The following is a 16,485-nucleotide window of genomic DNA, read 5'->3' as shown; positions in this document are numbered from 1 at the left end:
GGGCGGGGGGGGGGGGGGGGGTGGGGTGCGTGAGGCTCATGAGGTTCCTTCGCTGGGTTCGGTCGGTGGGTACAGGGGGGTGAAGGGACGGGCCGGGTCACAGGCGGTACAGGAGCCCGCCGTAGTACCAGCCGGAGCCGACCGCCGTGGACAGGACCAGGTCGCCGTGCCGGACGACGCCCTTCTCGTGGAACTCGGACAGCGCGATGGGGACCGAGGCGCAGCCGGTGTTGCCGCGTTCGGCGAAGTTGGTGAGGAACCGGGCCGGTTCCAGGTCGAGGCCGTCGCGTACGCCCGCGTGGATGGCGTTGTTGCCGGGGTGCGGGACGAGCCAGTCGATGTCGGAGGTCTTCAGGCCGTTGCGGCTGAGGACGTTGCCGGCGACCTTCAGGCTGGAGCGCACGGCCAGGTCGATGAGTTCCGGCTTCGGGCGCAGGAAGCCCTCGGGGGCGCGGGCGGCGACGGTGTCCGCCTCCGAGGCGTCGCAGTCCAGGACCGAGTCGATCAGGCCGCTCGGGTCGTCCGGGTCGCCCTTCTCCAGGACGACGGCGCCGGCCGCGTCGCCGAAGACCAGCTGGCCGCGGGTGCCGGGGCGGGCGCGGCGGGTGAAGCGGTCGGCCGCGACCACCACGGCGCGCTTCCAGCCGGGGTGCGCGGTGAGCAGGGCGGCGGCGGTCTGCACGCCGTGCACGAAGCCGGTGCAGGCGCCGCAGACGTCGAAGGCGAGGGCACCGAGGGCGCCGAGGGCGGCGGCGACGCCGGGGGCTATCTCCGGTATCCACTGGCGGTCGGTCCAGTTGGCCAGTACCACCAGGTCGAGGTCGCCGGCCTCCCGGCCGGCGTTCGCCAGGGCGGAGCGGGCGGCCTGGACGGCCATGTACTCCAGTGTCTCGTCCTCGTCGGCCACGTGCAGGGCGCGGACGCCGAGTTCGGCGGCGGCCTCCGGGGGGTGCGTGCGGCCGCTGATGGTGACCTCGCCGTCGTGGACGCGGTGGTGGCGGGGGAAGTAGTGGCCGAGGCCGGAGAACTTGAGGCCGGTTCCGGTCCAGGTGCGGGCTTCGGTGCGGTGGTGCATGGCGGGACTCCTTGTGCGGGGTGACGTGGATGGGGGGCAGGTGTGGGAGGGCCGGCCGCGGATCGCGCCGCGGTGGGTCCGGGCGGCGGGAGCCGTCAGCGGAAGCGGCCGTCCGGGTCGAGGGCGCGCAGGGCCGTCAGTTCCTCGGCGGTCACGGGCTTCTCGGCGGTGACCCGCGAGGTGTCGGCCGTCCAGGAGGTGCGGGCCGCCACCGCCTCGGCGGCCTGGCGGGAGAGTTCCCGGGGCCCGTCCGCGGCGCCCTCGGCGGGGAGCCAGGTCGCCAGGCGGAAGCCGGCTCCGGTGTCGTCGCGGGTGAAGCGGCCGAAGTCGCTGACCACTTCGCGGACGCGGTGTCCCGGGCTGGTGCGGTAGGTGACCTCGGTGACGTACCGGCGGCGGGAGGACGGGGCGATCACCACGCAGTCGGTGCTGGAGGCGATGTCGTTGGCGCCGCCCGAGCCGGTCAGCCAGCGGCCGTCCGCGCCGCGGCTGGTGTTGATCGTGCCGCTCTCGTCGATCTCGGCGGCGGCCAGGACGCCCAGCGCCCGGGGGTTGGCGGCGACCATGCCGCCGAGGATCTCCGGGATGCCGGCCAGCATCTCGCCGGTGCCGGCGTGCAGCAGGCTGAAGAGGAAGGTGTCCCCGCCCTCGGGGCGGAAGCCGTACATGCCCAGCTCGGCCACGACCTTGACGTCCTGTCCGCCGGTCCGCAGCAGCTCGGCCGCGAGCCAGGCCGCCATGTGCGAGGTGCCGATCCCGGCGAGCAGGGTGTCGTAGCCGTGCGTGCGCACCTGCTCGGCGACGGCGCGGGCGCCGAGCACGATCAGACGTTCCTGCCGGGTGGGGGGCGCGGGGGCGTCGGCGGCCGTCGCGGGTTCCGCGGGGGCGGCGGCCGGTGCGGGTACGGCGGCCGGTGCGGGCGCGGACCTCGCCTGGGACGCGGCCTCCCGCTCGCAGCGGTGCACCTCCGCCCAGGTCGCGGTCTCGGCGTCGTAGTCGTCCTCGGCCGCCGTGGTGGCGGGCGGGATGCGCAGGGCGGTGCGGCGGCGGGCTCCGAGGCGGCGTACGTACTCCTCGTGGGAGCCGGGGGCGGTGACCCAGGTGTCGTACCAGTCCCGGCCGCGGTGCTCGCCGTGGCAGGAGGCGACGATCTCCTCCAGGAAGGCGTAGTCGTCCAGGTAACCCTCGACGCCGGCGAGCCCGCCGGTGCGCAGGGCCTGGGGGTGGGCTCCCAGACGGGCCTCGGTCAGGCCCAGGACGCGCTGCCCGGGGATCACCACACGGTCGTTGATCCGGCGCAGCTCCTCGCGGCCGACGATCCTCTCGACCGAGGCGATGACACCGCGTCCGGCGGCGTACGCGGCCCAGGCGCCCTCGCCGAGCGGCGGGAGCAGGGCGATGTTGCCGTCCTCGTCGGCGGCCACACCGTGGACGAGGGTGATGTCGGGGCGGAGGGGGGCCAGGAGGGTGATCTCCTCGCCCGGGCGGGCGGGATCGGGTACGCGGTGCAGCGCGTCCGGCTTGCCCTCGGCGAGGTCCGTGCCGGCCAGGGAGCCGGTGACGGCGTACGGGGCTCCCTGCGCGCCGGCGATCAGCCGCTGGACGTAACTGAGCAGCGACCAGGCCTCGAAGGTGAACGGTTCGCCCTTCTCCAGGTCCGCGTAGAGGGGGTTGGGGCGGGGCGAGGGGTAGGTGTCCCCGGCGAAACCGGCGATGACCTTCTCGGCGACGCCGGACAGCGCGAGCGCGTGGGCCGAGGAGTGCACGGCGGTGGTGGAGACCGTGAGGCGGCCGCCGGCTCCGAAGACCCGGCACAGGGCGTAGGTGAGGGCGTTGGGGCGGGACGGGGTGCCGGCCAGGTGGACGTGGTCGCCGGGGCGGACCAGGGCGCGGACCAGGGCGTCGACGTCGGCGGCGATCAGGGGGCGGTTCATGACGGGGCTCCCAGCGCGACGACCGCGGTCTGGCTGCCGAAGGCGAACGACATGGACACGGCGAGGTCGACCTTGGCGGGGCGCGGTCCCTCGAAGACGTGGTCGTGGTCGCACTCGGGGTCGGGCGTGGTGAAGTTGATGGTGGGCGCGATGGTCTGGTGGTGGATCATCAGGCTGGTCGCGGCGACGTTGATGATGCCGGCCAGGCCGAAGGTGTGGCCGTAGACGGGCTTGTTGGAGCTGAGCGGCGGCAGGGCGGTGGCGGTGCGCTCCGGGTAGAGGGCGCGCAGCGCACGCGACTCGGCGATGTCGTTGTAGCGGGTGGCGGTGCCGTGCGCGCAGAAGTAGTCGACGTCGCCCGCGCCCCGGCCCGCGTCGGCGAGCGCGTCCTCGATGACCGAGGCGGTGACCTTGCCGGTCAGGTCCATGGTGGTGGGGTGGGCGGCCTCGTTGAGGGAGGCGGCGGAGAGGATCTCGGAGTAGATCCGGGCGCCGCGCCGCCGGGCGGCCGACTCCCGCTCCAGGCACAGGACGACGGAGCCCTCGCCGAGCGCGAAGCCCTCGCGGTCGTTGCTGTAGGGGCGCACCGCCCGGCTCGGTTCCCGGCGCTCGGAGGAGAGCACCCCGTTGCCCATCGCCCGGTAGCAGGCGGCGACCTCGGGCACGATCGGGAACTCGTGGCCGCCGACCAGCATGGCGTCCGCGGCGCCGGAACGCAGTTCCCGCAGCGCCAGCTGGACGGCCTGGTGGCCGCCGACGCAGGCGTTGCTGACGGTGGTGACCAGGCCCTGTGCGCCGGTGTAGACGGCGGACAGGGAGGCCGGGCAGCCGGGCAGGCCGCGGAACATGGCGCCCTTGTCGCCGAAGGCGCCGGGGTCGGCGCCGGTGAGCACGTCACGCCACCAGCCGAACGGGCCGCGGGAGGAGGACATGACGATGCCGAGCCGGCGCGGGTCCACGGCGTCCTGGCCGAGTCCCGCGTCACGGCGGGCCTCGGCGAGGGCCGACATGGTGATGAGGATCTCCCGCGAGTACTTGGCCGCGTGCGCGTCCGTCAGCTCGGGGAGGAAGGGGTGATGGTCGAAGCCGTCGATCTCGGCCGCCGCGTACACCGGGAGGCCGGCCTGTTCCGCGTCGAACCGGGTGAGCCGGCCCACCTGGGACCTGCCACCCGAGATGTTCGCCCAGAACCGGTCGACGGAGAGGGTGCCCGGGAGGACGACGCCGATTCCCGTGACGACGACGCGTTCGTTCTCCGGCACCAGGCGGGATGACGCCGAACTCGCCGATCCGGTTATCTCGAATTCACTGTTCGTCATACCTGGAAAGTTATCCGTGGCCGGATCGGCGGCCATGGGCCGCCGGGTACCCTTTCCAAGGGAAAACAGTACTCGCGGTACCGCTCGTAAATGCGTCCGGAAATACGGAAAGCCGCCCTTCCGGAAAAGGGCGGCTTTGCGGTGAGGGGTCGTCAGGTGGTCCGGTAGCGGCGCAGCTCGCGACGGGCCAGTGAGGCGCGGTGGACCTCGTCGGGGCCGTCGGCCAGGCGCAGGGTGCGGGCGTGGGCCCAGAGTTCGGCGAGCGGGAAGTCCTGGGAGACGCCGCCTCCCCCGTGCGTCTGGATGGCCTTGTCGATGACCCACTCGGCCATCGCCGGTACTGCGATCTTGATGGCCTGGATCTCGGTGTGCGCGCCCTGGTTGCCGAGCGTGTCCATCAGGTAGGCGGTCTTGAGCACCAGCAGCCGCGCCTGTTCGATGCGGACGCGGGCCTCGGCGATCCACTCGCGGACCACGCCCTGTTCGGCGAGGGGCTTGCCGAAGGCGACCCGGTGGGCGGCGCGTGCGCACATCAGGTCGAAGGCGCGCTCGGCCATGCCGATCAGCCGCATGCAGTGGTGGATGCGGCCGGGGCCGAGCCGGGCCTGCGCGATGGCGAAGCCCTCCCCCTCACCCGCGATGATGTTCTCGGCGGGCACCCGGACGCGGTCGAAGACGACCTCGCCGTGCCCGCCGTGCGGGCCGTCGGTGTAGCCGAAGACGTGCACACCGCGCTCGACGCGCACGCCGGGAGTGTCGCGCGGTACGAGGATCATCGACTGCTGCCGGTGGCGGGGGCCGTCCGGGTCGGTCTTCCCCATCACGATCAGCAGTTCGCACTCCGGTGCCAGCGCGCCCGACGACCACCACTTGCGGCCGTCGACGACATAGCCGCCGCCGTCGCGTTCGATGCGGGTGGTGATGTTCGCGGCGTCCGAGGAGGCGACCTCCGGCTCGGTCATGCAGAAGGCCGAGCGGATCGCCCCGTCGAGCAGGGGTTTCAGCCAGCGGTCCTGCTGGGCGGGGGTGCCGAACAGGGCGAGGACCTCCATGTTGCCGGTGTCGGGGGCCGCGCAGTTGACGGCCTCCGGCGCGATGAAGGGGCTGCGTCCGGTGATCTCGGCGAGCGGGGCGTACTGGAGGTTGGTCAGTCCCGCGCCGAACCGGTCGTCGGGCAGGAAGAGGTTCCACAGGCCCTGCCGGCGTGCCTCGTCCTTGAGTTCCCGGAGCACCGGGGGGCGGCTCCAGGGGCGGGCGGCGTCGTACTGGGCGTGGAAGACGGGTTCGGCGGGCAGCACGTGCTCGTCCAGGAAGGCGCGCATCCTGGTGCGCAGTTCCTCGGTCCGGGCGTCGTGGGAAAAGTCCATGGGGCAACTCCGTTGCGGGCGGGGCGGGTTCCGGGCGGCCGGGTCAGCCGGCGGTGCGCAGGGCGTCGTGGCCGCGGGCCACCAGCAGCGGTACGGCGTCGGCGAGGTTCGCGGACTCCTCGCCGACGGTGAGGCCCTGAACGGTGCGGCAGTGGATGCCTTCCAGGATCGCGGCGAGCTTGTAGAAGGCGAACGCGACGTACCAGCCGAGGTGTTCCAGACCGGCCGCGCCGTGTGCCGCGTACCGTTCCACCAGCTCGTCGCGGCCGGGCCAGCCGGGCAGGGCGCCGGGGGACGCGACCGGCGGGCGGTCGACGCCGGCGAAGCCGTCCCAGTACACGCAGAGCATGCCGAGGTCGGCCAGCGGGTCGCCGAGCGTGGACATCTCCCAGTCGAGCACCGCGGTGACCCGGCCCGGGTCGGCCCGGTCGAGCAGCACGTTGTCCAGCTTGTAGTCGCCGTGGACGACCGCGACCGCGCCCGACTCCGGACAGGTCGCCGCCAGGCGGTCGTTGAGCCGGTCGGCGCCGTCCACCTCCCGGGTGCGCGAGGCGTCCCACTGGTGGCGCCAGCGCCGCACCTGCCGGGCCATGAAGCCCTGGGGCCGGCCGAAGCCGGCGAGGCCCGCGGGCCCCGGGTCCACGGAGTGCAGCAGGGCCAGGGTGTCGACCAGCGCGTGGGTGGTGCGCCGTGCCGAGCGCGGTCCGAGCGGGGCGAGTTCGTCGTCGCCGCGGTAGGCGATGCCCTCGGCGAAGGCCATGACGTAGAAGGGGGCGCCGAGCACGTCCTCGTCCCGGCACAGCGCGTACGTCCGCGGCACGGGCACACCGGCCGGGCCGAGCGCGCTCAGCACCCGGTACTCGCGCGCCATGTCGTGGGCGGTGGCCAGGACATGCCCCAGCGGCGGCCGGCGCAGCACGAGGGTACGGCCGCTCCAGGAGACGCGGTACGTCAGATTGGACCGGCCGCCGGCCAGGGGGGTCACCGCCTCCAGCGGACCACGGCCCGGCAGCCGGCTCTCCAGCCAGCGCGCGAGCCGCCCGGCGTCGATGCCGTCGAGGGCACCGGGCGCCGTCGTGCCGGTCGGTGTCGTCACGGTGCTCTCCGTTCGCTTGACGGTGGTACGGCGCGGTCCCGGCCGCCCGCGAGGGCGGGGCCGGGACCGCACTGGAGGAAGAGGGAAGAGGGGGCGGACGTCAGCTGTCGGCGATGAGCTTGCCCGCGGCGCCCCAGCTGTCGGCCGGGACCTCCTGGATCCACACCTGGACCGTCTCCGCCGGGATCTTGTAGGCGTCGACGAAGGCGTCCGTGATACGGGCGACCAGGTCACGCTTGAGCTCGACGTCACGCGGACCCTGCTGAACGGTCACGATCGGCATTTCAACCTCCTGGGGCTTTTCTCATCCGGGAATGTCGCGCATTCCGTCGCCGTGCGTTCCGGCGGCGGCCTCCGCATGACCGGAACGCTAGGCCGGGCCCGGGAACGCCTTCAAGGAGAATGACCCCTAGGACGCCGTGCGGTGTCTCGTAGGAAACACCGCTCCGCGGGAGGGGGCGTACGCCGCATAAATTCCCGGACATGACACAGACGACCCCCCAGCGCATCGCCGTGGTGACCGGAGCGGCCCGCGGCATCGGAGCGGCCACCGCCGAGCGTCTCGCCGCCGACGGACTCGCCGTCGCCGTACTCGACCTGGACGGGCCGGGCGCCGCCGCGACCGCCGAACGCGTCATCGGGGGCGGCGGCCGGGCGCTGGCCGTCGCGGCGGACGTCACCGACGAGGCGGAGGTGGCGGCCGCCGTCGCGCGGGTGGCCGGGGAACTCGGGCCGCCCACCGTCCTCGTCAACAACGCGGGTGTGCTCCGCGACAACCTGCTGTTCAAGATGAGCGCCGTGGACTGGGACACCGTCATGGCCGTCCATCTGCGCGGCGCCTTCCTGATGTCCCGCGCGGTGCAGCGGCACATGGTCGACGCCGGCTTCGGCCGGATCGTCAACCTGTCCTCGTCCTCCGCGCTCGGCAACCGCGGCCAGGCCAACTACTCCGCCGCCAAGGCCGGTCTCCAGGGCTTCACCAAGACCCTCGCCCTGGAGCTGGGCAGATTCGGCATCACCGCCAACGCCGTCGCCCCCGGGTTCGTCGCGACCGACATGACCGCCGCGACGGCCGCCCGGCTGGGTCTGACCTTCGAGCAGTTCAAGGAGAGCCGCGCCGCCGAGATCCCGGTACGGCGGGTGGGCGAGCCCGAGGACGTGGCCGAGGCGGTCGCGTTCCTCGCCGGCGAGCGGGCGGGCTTCGTCTCGGGACAGGTGCTGTACGTGGCCGGCGGTCCGCTGGGCTGAATCACCGCGGTCACCGCCGCACGCACCGCACGCGCACAGGGAATGAGCAGGACGGGGCCCGTCCTGCTCATTCCCTGTGCTCTCCTGTCTCCTGTGTTCTTCCCTTGGCGTTCCCGCCCTTCCGCACGGCTTTTCAGGAAGCCGTCGGAACGGGCTCCCGGCGGGTCAGCAGTTCGCGCCGGCTGGCCACGCCCAGTTTGGTGAGCACATTGCTGACGTGGTTCTTGACGGTCTGCCGGGCCAGATGGAGTTCGGCCGCTATCTCGTCGTTGGAGTACCGGCCCAGCAAAAGGCCCAGTATCTGCTGCTCGCGTGCGGTCATCCCGGGCACCTGCGGCTGTGTTCCCGGGACCGGGGCGAGGCCCGCGTGTTCGCGCAGATGCCAGACGGACCGGCCCGCCGCGAGGGTCTCCACGGCCCGGACCAGCCGGTCGGGCGAGGCCGTACGGTGGACGAAACCGTCGGCCCCGCCGACCAGACACGCGGCGACCACCGCGGGATCGTCGGCACCGGTGAACATCAGGACGGTCGGCGGCCGGGCGAGCCCCTTGACCTGCCTGACCAGCTGAACCCCGTCGCCCCGGCCCGCCAGGTCCACCTCGGTGACCAGCATGTCGGCCCGCAGCCTGCGCACCAGGTCGAGTGCGCCCTGCCCGGTCTTCGCCTCCTGTGCCTCGTCGACCGCGCCGGAGCGGCGCAGCAGCGAGGCCACCGCAGCGCGGGAGATCGGGAACGGGTCCGCGATCACGGCGATGTGCCGGGACGAGAGGGTTTTCTCCTCGCTCATGTTCTGTCTCCAGATAGAGAGGCTCCAGGTAGAGAGGGAGGGTGGATGTACGGCTCCTTCCGCCGGGTGGGGGAAACGGGTGGGGGAGACCGAAACTAACCCCCATTGGCCGGAGTCGGCCCGACAGTGCCACCTCAGTGCACGAGAACACTCCGAGAGACTCATTCCGAGGAGTGCCGGGAAACGCCGTACGGGGCAGGGGCGTTGTCACCAAGGAATGACCGGGCCGCCCTTTGGGAAAGGGGCCCTGCCGGACGTGCGACGGGTCTGTCTAGCGTGGGGAGACAGCTCATTTCCGGTGCGCAGAAAAGGAGTTCTCCGTGCGCGAACGCCTGGGCGAACTTGCCGCCCGCCACGCCGAGTCGCTGACCGGGCCCGATCCGGCCGCCACCGGGCGCCAGCACGCCCGGGGCAAGCTCACCGTCCGCGAACGCCTCGGCCTCCTGCTGGACAAGGGCTCGTTCACCGAGGTCGAGGGGTTGCGCCGGCACCGTGCCACCGGCTTCGGCCTGGAGACGAGAAGGCCGGCCGGCGACGGTGTCGTGACCGGCTGGGGCACCGTCGACGGACGGCAGGTGTTCGTCTACGGACACGACTTCCGGATCTTCGGCGGGGCGCTCGGCGAGGCCCACGCCCAGAAGATCCACAAGATCATGGACATGGCCGAGGCCGCCGGGGCACCCCTGGTCGCCCTGAGCGACGGGGCCGGCGCGCGCATCCAGGAGGGGGTGACCGCGCTCGCCGGGTACGGCGGCATCTTCACCCGCAATGTGCGCTGCTCCGGGGTGATCCCGCAGATCAGCGTGGTCCTCGGACCGTGCGCCGGGGGCGCCGCGTACTCGCCGGCCCTCACCGACTTCGTGTTCATGGTGCGCGGCACCGCGCAGATGTACATCACCGGGCCCGATGTCGTGCACGCCGTCACCGGCGAGCGGGTCGGCCACGACGAACTCGGCGGCGCCGATGTCCACTCGGCGCGCTCCGGTGTCTCCACCTTCCTGCACGACGACGAGGAGTCCTGCCTCCAGGACGTGCGCCACCTGCTGTCGATGCTGCCCGCCAACAACCGCGAGCTGCCGCCCGACGCCGTCACCGACGACCCCGTCGACCGCGCCGGCGACGCCCTGCTCGACCTCGTGCCGGCCGACCCGCAGCGGGTCTACGACATCCGCCGGGTCATCGAGGAACTCGTCGACGACGGCGACTGGTTCGAACTGCACGAGCTGTGGGCGCCCAACCTGGTCGTCGCCCTGGCCCGGCTCGGCGGCCAGGTCGTCGGTGTCGTCGCCAACCAGCCGCTGGCGGGCGCCGGCGCCCTGGACATCGCGGCCTCCGAGAAGGGCGCGCGGTTCGTGCAGTTCTGCGACTCCTTCAACATCCCCCTGGTGACCCTGGTCGACGTGCCCGGTTTCCTGCCGGGCACCGGCCAGGAGCACGACGGCATCATCCGGCGCGGCGCCAAACTGCTCTACGCCTACTGCAACGCCACCGTGCCCCGGGTGCAGGTCATCCTGCGCAAGGCCTACGGCGGCGCGTACATCGTCATGGACTCCCGCTCCATCGGCTGCGACCTGTCCTTCGCCTGGCCCACCAACGAGATCGCCGTGATGGGCGCGGAGGGCGCGGCCGACGTCGTCTTCCGCCGGGAGATCGCCGCGGCCGACGACCCGGAACTCGCCCGGGCACGGCGCGTGGCCGAGTACAGGGAGGAACTGATGCATCCGTACTACGCCGCCGAGCGCGGTCTCGTGGACGACGTCATCGATCCCCGCCGCACCCGGGAGGTGCTGATCAGGTCGTTGCGGATGCTGCGCGCGAAACACGCGCGGCTGCCCGAGCGCAAGCACGGGAACCAGCCGGTATGAGCGCCGAGACCCCCTCCCCCACCGTGCGGCTGGTGCGCGGCAGCGCCGACGCCGACGAGATCGCCGCGCTCCTCGCGGTGCTGCACGCCGTGGCCGCGTGCCGCGCCGCCGCCCCGAGCCTCCCGCCCGTCCCGGTCAGGGCGGCCTGGACCCGGCCCGCCCGGCATCCGGTCGCCGGCACCTGGCGGGCCCGGCCGCCGGCTCCGCCGTCCGCCTGGTGACCGTGTCACTTCCGGAGCACTCCCGGCGCACGTGCGCGGCACACGTGTTGAGCCGCGCCGATGCCCGCCCCTAGCGTGCCGGACACCAGCCCGGCGCGTTCGGCCCCGAGGCCGCGCGCCCGCTCACGAAGCACATCCCCGACAGGACTCAGGAGTCAGCCATGCCCGCAGCCGCGCCCGCAGCAGGTCACCCGATGAAAGCCCTGCTGCCCACCGGACGACCCGAGGAGATGGTCGAACTCGGCGAGGCCGAGACGCCGCAGCCGGCGGCGGACGAGGCGCTCGTCGAGGTTCGGGCGTTCTCCGTCAACCGCGGCGAGGTCTTCCAGCTCCACGGGCCGCTGCGCCTGGGCGGCCGGCCCGGCAAGGACGTCGCCGGCGTGGTCGTGCGAGCGGCGGCGGACGGTTCCGGGCCGGCCGTCGGCACCCGGGTCGTGGGCCACCCGCCGGCCAACGGCTGGGCCCGGTACGCCGCCGTACCGACCCGCTCCCTGGCCGTGCTGCCCGACGCCGTCTCCTTCGAGAGCGCGGCGGCGCTGCCCCTCGCCGGCCTCACCGCCCTGCGCCTGCTGCGCGTGGCGGGTTCCTTCGGCGGCCGGCGCGTCCTGCTCACCGGCGCGTCCGGCGGTGTCGGCCACTACGTCACCGAGCTGGCGCTCGGCGCGGGCGCCGAGGTCACCGCGGTCACGGCGACCCCCGAACGGGGCAAGCTGCTGGCCGGGTTCGGCGCCACCGTCGTACAGGACCTCGACGAGGCCACAGGCCCCTTCGACATCGTCCTGGAGTCCGTCGGCGACACCTCCACCCCGCGCGCCCTCGCCCTGCTGCGCGAGCGCGGCCAGCTGATCTGGTTCGGGCAGGCCTCCCGGCAGCCCGCCGAGCTGAGCTTCTTCGCGTTCTTCAAGGGCCCCCGCTCGGCCACCGTGCGCCACTTCCACTACGAGCACTTCGACGAGCCGTTCGGCACCGACCTGGCCGCCCTGGTCCGGCTCGTGGAGAGCGGCCGGCTGCACCCGCAGATCGGCCGTCAGGAGGACTGGCGGCACACCGCGACCGTCCTCGGCGACCTGCGCGACCGCCGGATCACGGCGAACGCCGTGCTCACCGTGTCGTAGCGGCGGCTCGTCGGGCGTGGCGGGGGCCGGGTCGCGGAGCAGGCAGGATGGGGGGCATGACCGACATCCACACCCCCCGTCTCCTGCTGCGCCGCTGGCTGGACGACGACGTGGTGCCCCTGTCCGAGATCCACGCCGATCCCGACGTGATGCGGTGGATCGGCGACGGCACCCCCCGCTCCCTGGACGAGACCGCCCAGGACATCGAGGACTGGGAGGAGGAATGGGACGACGAGGGCTTCGGGGTCTTCGCCGTCGAACTCCTCGGGTCCGGTGAGCTGGCGGGGGCCGTCGGCCTCCACCGCGCGGACTCGCCGGCCGCCGTCGCGGACCGGGTGACGGTCGGCTGGCGGCTCGGGCGTCAGTTCTGGGGCCAGGGGTACGCCTCGGAGGCGGCCCAGGCCACGCTGGAGTTCGCCCTCCAGGACCGTGGCCTCGACCGGGTCCTCGCCGCCTGCCGGACCGGCGACACCGCCTCGGCGAACGTGCTGCGCAAACTCGGCATGCGGCCGACGGGCACGGACCAGGACCCGGACGGGGGCCACGACGTCCGGGTGTACGAGATCGACCTGACGGAGTACGAGGCCTGACGGCACCGGCGTCAGCGCGCCCGGGTGAGGGAGAGTCCGCCCACGGCCGCCGCCGCTGCCACGGACAGGCCCGGCACGCTCACGGCGACCGCGTGCGGCTCGTTTCCGTTGCCCTTCTTGTTCTGACGGGGCAGCCGGTTTTTTTCTGCCAGGCCCTGCACTGTGTGATCGTGCTTCGATAATGTGTATGCGCGGGTGAGTCGCTTCGGCTGCCCGCAGGGGGCGCACGAGCGGGATTCGCTCGGTGACGGGGGGCTTTGGGTCATGGACCGGACGCATTCAGGGCGACCCATGTATCCTTTTTGTCCGCTTTTGCGGCCTTATCCGCCCCTGGAGCGACTCGCCGCCGGCGGCCCCCGCCCCGTGCACGAGCGGGGTGCCCGCCAAGACCGTCAAGGGATATGAGACCGAGCGGTCTGTAGAGGGTTTCCGCACCACGGGCGATCAGATGTCAGCCGCCGAGGCGCGGGGGGCAGCAACGGACGGATGTCGCTGCCTCCCGCATGGGATCACACCGCAGAGAACCGGAGCCGTTCCGGAGGGGGAATCGCTGTGCAGACGCAAGTGGTGGTGGCCTTCTCGTCCGGGTGGACCTCGCTGTAAGCGGCGCCCGGCGCGGCGAAACCCTCTGGGTGTCGACCGGCGCCCGCGCCGCCGAACGCACCGATCTGCTCGACAGCAGCCACCTACGTACCGGCCACACGCTGTACACCGAGGCCGCCACCCTGTGGGCGGTCCCTGCCGTCATCTACCTGTTTGGGGGCCGCTGTGTTTGGGCTTAGACGCGTAGAAATCGCAGCTCACCGGTGCCGCAGGGCTCATGCCCGGTGCAGTCACCGTGAATTCAGGCGGCTCTGGATGATCCCTTGCTCACTGCCCCATCAAGGTTCTTGCTCCGGAGCCAGGTGCGGATGGCCTGGATGTGTTCCGTCTTGCGTTCCAGGGGCAGCCAGTGGCCGGCGGGCAGACGTGTGACCGTGAGGTCCGAGCAGGCCGCACGCATGGGGTCGCCCTGGCGGTTTCCCGTGATGGTGCAGATCGCGTCCCACTCGCCGTTGACGAACAGCACCGGCTGCGACAAGCGGCCACCGTCGGGTGCCTTGCGTGCGTAGGCGATGTTGGCGTCATCGTTCGTGTACCACGCGCAGGGGCCGCGGAAGCCGTGCGCCGTGAACGCCCGGACCAGCGCGTCGAAGTCCGCCGGTGGCCACAGAGCCGGGTCGGCCGGAGTCGGCGCGGCACGGTGCGCGGCGCCGAAGCGGCCGCCGTCGCGCGTGACCGTCGCTGTCGGCGAGACCTCGCCGATCGCGGCGGGGCTGCCAGGCCGGTAGACCGAGGCCAGCGTTGCCGCTCGGTCCGCGTCGAGGTCGGTGATCGCCGCCTCGAAATGTGTCGTGTAGTAGCGGTAGTAGTCCCATTGGCCATCCGGATACCGGTCTGCCGGGTAGAGCGTGCGGTCGACCAGCGGCACGAGGGTGGCCAGGCTGTTGGCGTCGGGAAAATACGCCCACGACGTCAGCACGACGCCACGGCAGCGCGCGGGCTCGTGCGCGGCCAGCGCACCGGCCACGATGCTGCCCCAGTCGTGGCCGACCCAGATCGCGGTCTCGCCGCCGAGGTGGTCGTGGAGTTCCGCCATGTCGGCCACGACTTCGCTGACGGTGTAGGCGTCGGTGGCTTCCGGGGCGGAAGATCCGCCGTAGCCGCGGAGGTCGGGAGCGACACAGTGCCAGCCGTCGGCGGCGAACGCGTCCATCTGGGCGCGCCACAGCAGGCCGATGCCCGGCCAGCCGTGGAGGAAGATCATCAGCGGTCCGTCGGCCGGCCCGCACTCAAGGTAGTGCGTTGTCTGCCGGGGCGTGCTGAAAGTGCGTGATGCCAACGCCGGTGACGCGTCCGGCCGAAGCTCGTCCGCGCCGGCCCGTCGGCTCGCCCGGACGGTCCCGGCGGCCGCCGCGAGCAGAACCAGCGCGACGTCCAGCACCCCGTAGGCGACAGCTGTCGGCTTGAGCCCGAACCGTTCGACGGCGAGCCCGGCCGCGAGCGCCGGCACGCTGAACGCGAGGTAGCTGACGATGTACATCGTCGCGTACACCTGCCCGCGCCGGGCGGCCGGCGCCGCCTCGCCGAGCGCGTTCACGGTGAAGCGGAACGCCGCGCCGAAGCCGAGTCCCGCGACCACCGATCCGGCCACATAGAGCGGCGACGCACTCATCAGCATCGCCGCGATCGTGACCAGCACGCCGACGGTGAGAGCTCCGTGACCGAACCACTCGCGCAGTCGCGGCGGCAGGACCGCCGAGACGACGGTGCCCGCCATCCCCGCGGCGAAGAACACCCCGAGCACGATGCCCACGACGAAATGACTGTGCACGTCGAGGACGGTGCCGAGGATCGACGACCCGAGCGACAGGTACAGGCCGGCGAGCGCCCACGTCGCGCCGATCGACGGAACCAGCGCGAAGAAGGCCGGCCGTGTGGCCTGGGGAAGCCCGGCGCTCGGCAGGAGCGACCGCCAGACCGACGCTCGCGTCGCCGGCTCGGAGCGGGCGCGTTCGGGAACCAGCCATACGAGCGCCGCGAGTACCAGATAGGCGGCGGCGAGGATCCAGAAGACGAGTTGGCGAGGGCGGGGCGCGAACTCCATCAGGGCGCCGGCGAGGATCGCCCCGATCGCTATTCCGAGTGCGGGGACCGCGCTGCTGACGATCGATCCGGACCGCGGGTTCGGCGCGGAGTCCATGATCATGGCGGTAGTGGTGCCGGCGGCGGCGCCCACGGCGAATCCCTGCACGACGCGTGCGGCCATGAGGCCGCCGAAGCCTGTGGCGATCGCGAAGAGCAGCATGCCCAGCGCGAGGAGCACCAGGGCTCCGGAAGCGACCGGCCGTCGGCCTACCCGGTCGGAGAGCGAGCCGACGGTCAGCAAGGCGGCGAGCAACGCGAAGACGTAGACGGCGAAGACGAGCGTCAGCGTGAACGCGGAGAAGCCCCAGAGGCGCTGATAGACCGGATACAGCGGCGACGGCGCGGAGGCGGCCGTCAGCGTCGCGGCGCCTGTGGCCCCGGCGACGAAGAAGGAGACTGGACGGTTGAGCACAAGACCTCCACCATAAAGCAATCTTCTTTGCTTTAACTACCGTAGAGCACGGCCTGGTAAAAGCAAAGGTCTTTGCGTAGAGTGGTGATGTGCCTTCTCACGTAGCTGCGAGTCGCCCCGGAGGGCGGAGCGGACGAGTCCTGGCCGCGATCCACACGTCGGTCGGCGAGCTCATGGGCGAGGGTGCCGACAAGATCACCTTTCCCGTCATCGCGGAGCGGGCCGGGGTCAACCCGACGACGCTGTACCGGCGCTGGGACAACGTCAACGCACTCCTTGAGGAAGTCGCGGTGGCCGCCCTGACGCGAGACGGGGAGTCTGCACCCGACACCGGATCGCTTGAGCAGGACCTGACGGAGTGGGCGGACATCATCGCCCGCGACATCACCCGTCCCGAGCGGGTCCGGTACCTGCGCGCGATGGTGGCGGCCCGCGCCGAGACCGTCTCGAACTGCCCGGTCACGGAGACGCGCCGCGACCAGGCGTCGGAGATGGTGCGCCGCGCCCGCGAACGCGGAGAGACGGCGCCGACGGCCTCGCAGATCCTCGACCACGTCATCGCGCCGCTGTACTACCACGTCGTCTTCGCACTGCAAGTCGATCCCGAGTACGCACGACGGCTGGTCCGCGACGTACTGGCCATGGTCCGCTGAGCCGGTATCGGGAGTTCGTCCGGGACGGCCGCCGTGGCGGACGGCCACCGGGCACCGCTTCGAGCAGTGGCGCGGCCCGGCCACACGGACCGGCAGACCCGCGATCGCCTGCCAG

At 72.4% G+C, this 16,485-nt stretch carries 15 protein-coding genes; 6 read left to right on the top strand and 9 right to left on the bottom strand.

Translation table 11 applies throughout. The features are described from left to right. Positions 1–97: 97 nt before the first annotated feature. The 6 genes from NX794_RS34540 to dmpI all read right to left on the bottom strand — a co-directional run bounded on the left by NX794_RS34540 (position 98) and on the right by dmpI (position 7,074). A complete protein-coding gene (locus tag NX794_RS34540; RefSeq protein WP_258783648.1) occupies positions 98–1,075 on the bottom strand; it encodes a ketoacyl-ACP synthase III in 978 nt (325 codons plus the stop codon). 95 nt (positions 1,076–1,170) lie between these two features. Next, positions 1,171–3,009 (bottom strand): CoA-transferase, encoded by a 1,839-nt coding sequence (locus tag NX794_RS34535; protein ID WP_258783647.1) that lies wholly within the window; start codon positions 3,007–3,009, stop codon positions 1,171–1,173. Then, positions 3,006–4,328 carry a beta-ketoacyl-[acyl-carrier-protein] synthase family protein gene (locus NX794_RS34530; RefSeq protein ID WP_258783646.1) on the bottom strand — a complete coding sequence of 441 codons (1,323 nt, stop codon included), beginning with the start codon at positions 4,326–4,328 and terminating at the stop codon, positions 3,006–3,008. Before NX794_RS34530 ends, NX794_RS34535 begins: the two co-directional genes overlap by 4 nt. 152 nt (positions 4,329–4,480) lie before the next feature. Next, complete coding sequence (locus tag NX794_RS34525) at positions 4,481–5,695, bottom strand: acyl-CoA dehydrogenase family protein (protein WP_258783645.1); 1,215 nt, start codon at positions 5,693–5,695, stop codon at positions 4,481–4,483. Between the two features lie 43 nt (positions 5,696–5,738). Beyond that, positions 5,739–6,791 (bottom strand): phosphotransferase family protein, encoded by a 1,053-nt coding sequence (locus NX794_RS34520; RefSeq protein WP_258783643.1) that lies wholly within the window; start codon positions 6,789–6,791, stop codon positions 5,739–5,741. A 100-nt stretch (positions 6,792–6,891) separates the two neighbouring features. Continuing rightward, positions 6,892–7,074 carry a 4-oxalocrotonate tautomerase DmpI gene (dmpI, locus tag NX794_RS34515; RefSeq protein WP_030941186.1) on the bottom strand — a complete coding sequence of 61 codons (183 nt, stop codon included), beginning with the start codon at positions 7,072–7,074 and terminating at the stop codon, positions 6,892–6,894. A gap of 200 nt (positions 7,075–7,274) precedes the next feature. On the opposite strand from dmpI, the gene fabG reads away from it, so the two are divergent. Next, positions 7,275–8,039 (top strand): 3-oxoacyl-ACP reductase FabG, encoded by a 765-nt coding sequence (fabG, locus tag NX794_RS34510; RefSeq protein ID WP_258783642.1) that lies wholly within the window; start codon positions 7,275–7,277, stop codon positions 8,037–8,039. A gap of 133 nt (positions 8,040–8,172) precedes the next feature. Here fabG and NX794_RS34505 read toward each other — a convergent pair whose 3' ends face one another. Beyond that, entirely contained in the window at positions 8,173–8,826 is a 654-nt protein-coding gene (locus NX794_RS34505) for a LuxR C-terminal-related transcriptional regulator (RefSeq protein WP_258783641.1), read from the bottom strand. A gap of 320 nt (positions 8,827–9,146) precedes the next feature. Between NX794_RS34505 and NX794_RS34500 the strand changes: the two genes are divergently transcribed. The 4 genes from NX794_RS34500 (at position 9,147) to NX794_RS34485 (ending at position 12,617) form a co-directional block, all read left to right on the top strand. Next, a complete protein-coding gene (locus NX794_RS34500) occupies positions 9,147–10,691 on the top strand; it encodes an acyl-CoA carboxylase subunit beta (RefSeq protein WP_258783640.1) in 1,545 nt (514 codons plus the stop codon). Further along, entirely contained in the window at positions 10,688–10,912 is a 225-nt protein-coding gene (locus NX794_RS34495; RefSeq protein WP_258783639.1) for an acyl-CoA carboxylase epsilon subunit, read from the top strand. Before NX794_RS34500 ends, NX794_RS34495 begins: the two co-directional genes overlap by 4 nt. A gap of 194 nt (positions 10,913–11,106) precedes the next feature. Next, the gene (locus NX794_RS34490) at positions 11,107–12,027 is read left to right on the top strand and encodes a zinc-binding dehydrogenase (protein WP_258783653.1); all 921 of its coding nucleotides are present in this window, start codon (positions 11,107–11,109) and stop codon (positions 12,025–12,027) included. 56 nt (positions 12,028–12,083) lie between these two features. Next, positions 12,084–12,617, top strand: coding sequence for a GNAT family N-acetyltransferase (locus NX794_RS34485; RefSeq protein WP_258783638.1), 534 nt, complete (start codon positions 12,084–12,086; stop codon positions 12,615–12,617). 11 nt (positions 12,618–12,628) lie between these two features. Here the strand turns inward: NX794_RS34485 and NX794_RS34480 are convergent, their stop codons facing one another. After that, entirely contained in the window at positions 12,629–12,778 is a 150-nt protein-coding gene (locus NX794_RS34480; RefSeq protein ID WP_258783637.1) for a hypothetical protein, read from the bottom strand. 683 nt (positions 12,779–13,461) lie between these two features. Next, positions 13,462–15,717 (bottom strand): alpha/beta fold hydrolase, encoded by a 2,256-nt coding sequence (locus NX794_RS34475; protein ID WP_258783636.1) that lies wholly within the window; start codon positions 15,715–15,717, stop codon positions 13,462–13,464. A gap of 173 nt (positions 15,718–15,890) precedes the next feature. Here NX794_RS34475 and NX794_RS34470 point away from each other — a divergent pair, with 173 nt between their 5' ends. Next, positions 15,891–16,370, top strand: coding sequence for a TetR/AcrR family transcriptional regulator (locus NX794_RS34470; protein ID WP_258783635.1), 480 nt, complete (start codon positions 15,891–15,893; stop codon positions 16,368–16,370). The last annotated feature ends 115 nt before the right edge of the window (positions 16,371–16,485 follow it).

It is taken from the genome of Streptomyces pyxinicus, from assembly GCF_024753135.1.
Taxonomy (GTDB): domain Bacteria; phylum Actinomycetota; class Actinomycetes; order Streptomycetales; family Streptomycetaceae; genus Streptomyces; species Streptomyces pyxinicus.
This window is presented reverse-complemented; position numbering and strand designations above follow the sequence as displayed.

Excerpts from the sequence above, each read along its gene's own strand:
- NX794_RS34540 (WP_258783648.1), bottom strand. The coding sequence starts at position 1,075 with ATGCACCACCGCACCGAAGCCCGCACCTGGACCGGAACCGGCCTCAAG.
- NX794_RS34535 (WP_258783647.1), bottom strand. The coding sequence starts at position 3,009 with ATGAACCGCCCCCTGATCGCCGCCGACGTCGACGCCCTGGTCCGCGCC.
- NX794_RS34530 (WP_258783646.1), bottom strand. The coding sequence starts at position 4,328 with ATGACGAACAGTGAATTCGAGATAACCGGATCGGCGAGTTCGGCGTCA.
- NX794_RS34525 (WP_258783645.1), bottom strand. The coding sequence starts at position 5,695 with ATGGACTTTTCCCACGACGCCCGGACCGAGGAACTGCGCACCAGGATG.
- dmpI (WP_030941186.1), bottom strand. The coding sequence starts at position 7,074 with ATGCCGATCGTGACCGTTCAGCAGGGTCCGCGTGACGTCGAGCTCAAG.
- fabG (WP_258783642.1), top strand. The coding sequence starts at position 7,275 with ATGACACAGACGACCCCCCAGCGCATCGCCGTGGTGACCGGAGCGGCC.
- NX794_RS34505 (WP_258783641.1), bottom strand. The coding sequence starts at position 8,826 with ATGAGCGAGGAGAAAACCCTCTCGTCCCGGCACATCGCCGTGATCGCG.
- NX794_RS34495 (WP_258783639.1), top strand. The coding sequence starts at position 10,688 with ATGAGCGCCGAGACCCCCTCCCCCACCGTGCGGCTGGTGCGCGGCAGC.
- NX794_RS34490 (WP_258783653.1), top strand. The coding sequence starts at position 11,107 with ATGAAAGCCCTGCTGCCCACCGGACGACCCGAGGAGATGGTCGAACTC.
- NX794_RS34485 (WP_258783638.1), top strand. The coding sequence starts at position 12,084 with ATGACCGACATCCACACCCCCCGTCTCCTGCTGCGCCGCTGGCTGGAC.
- NX794_RS34470 (WP_258783635.1), top strand. The coding sequence starts at position 15,891 with ATGGGCGAGGGTGCCGACAAGATCACCTTTCCCGTCATCGCGGAGCGG.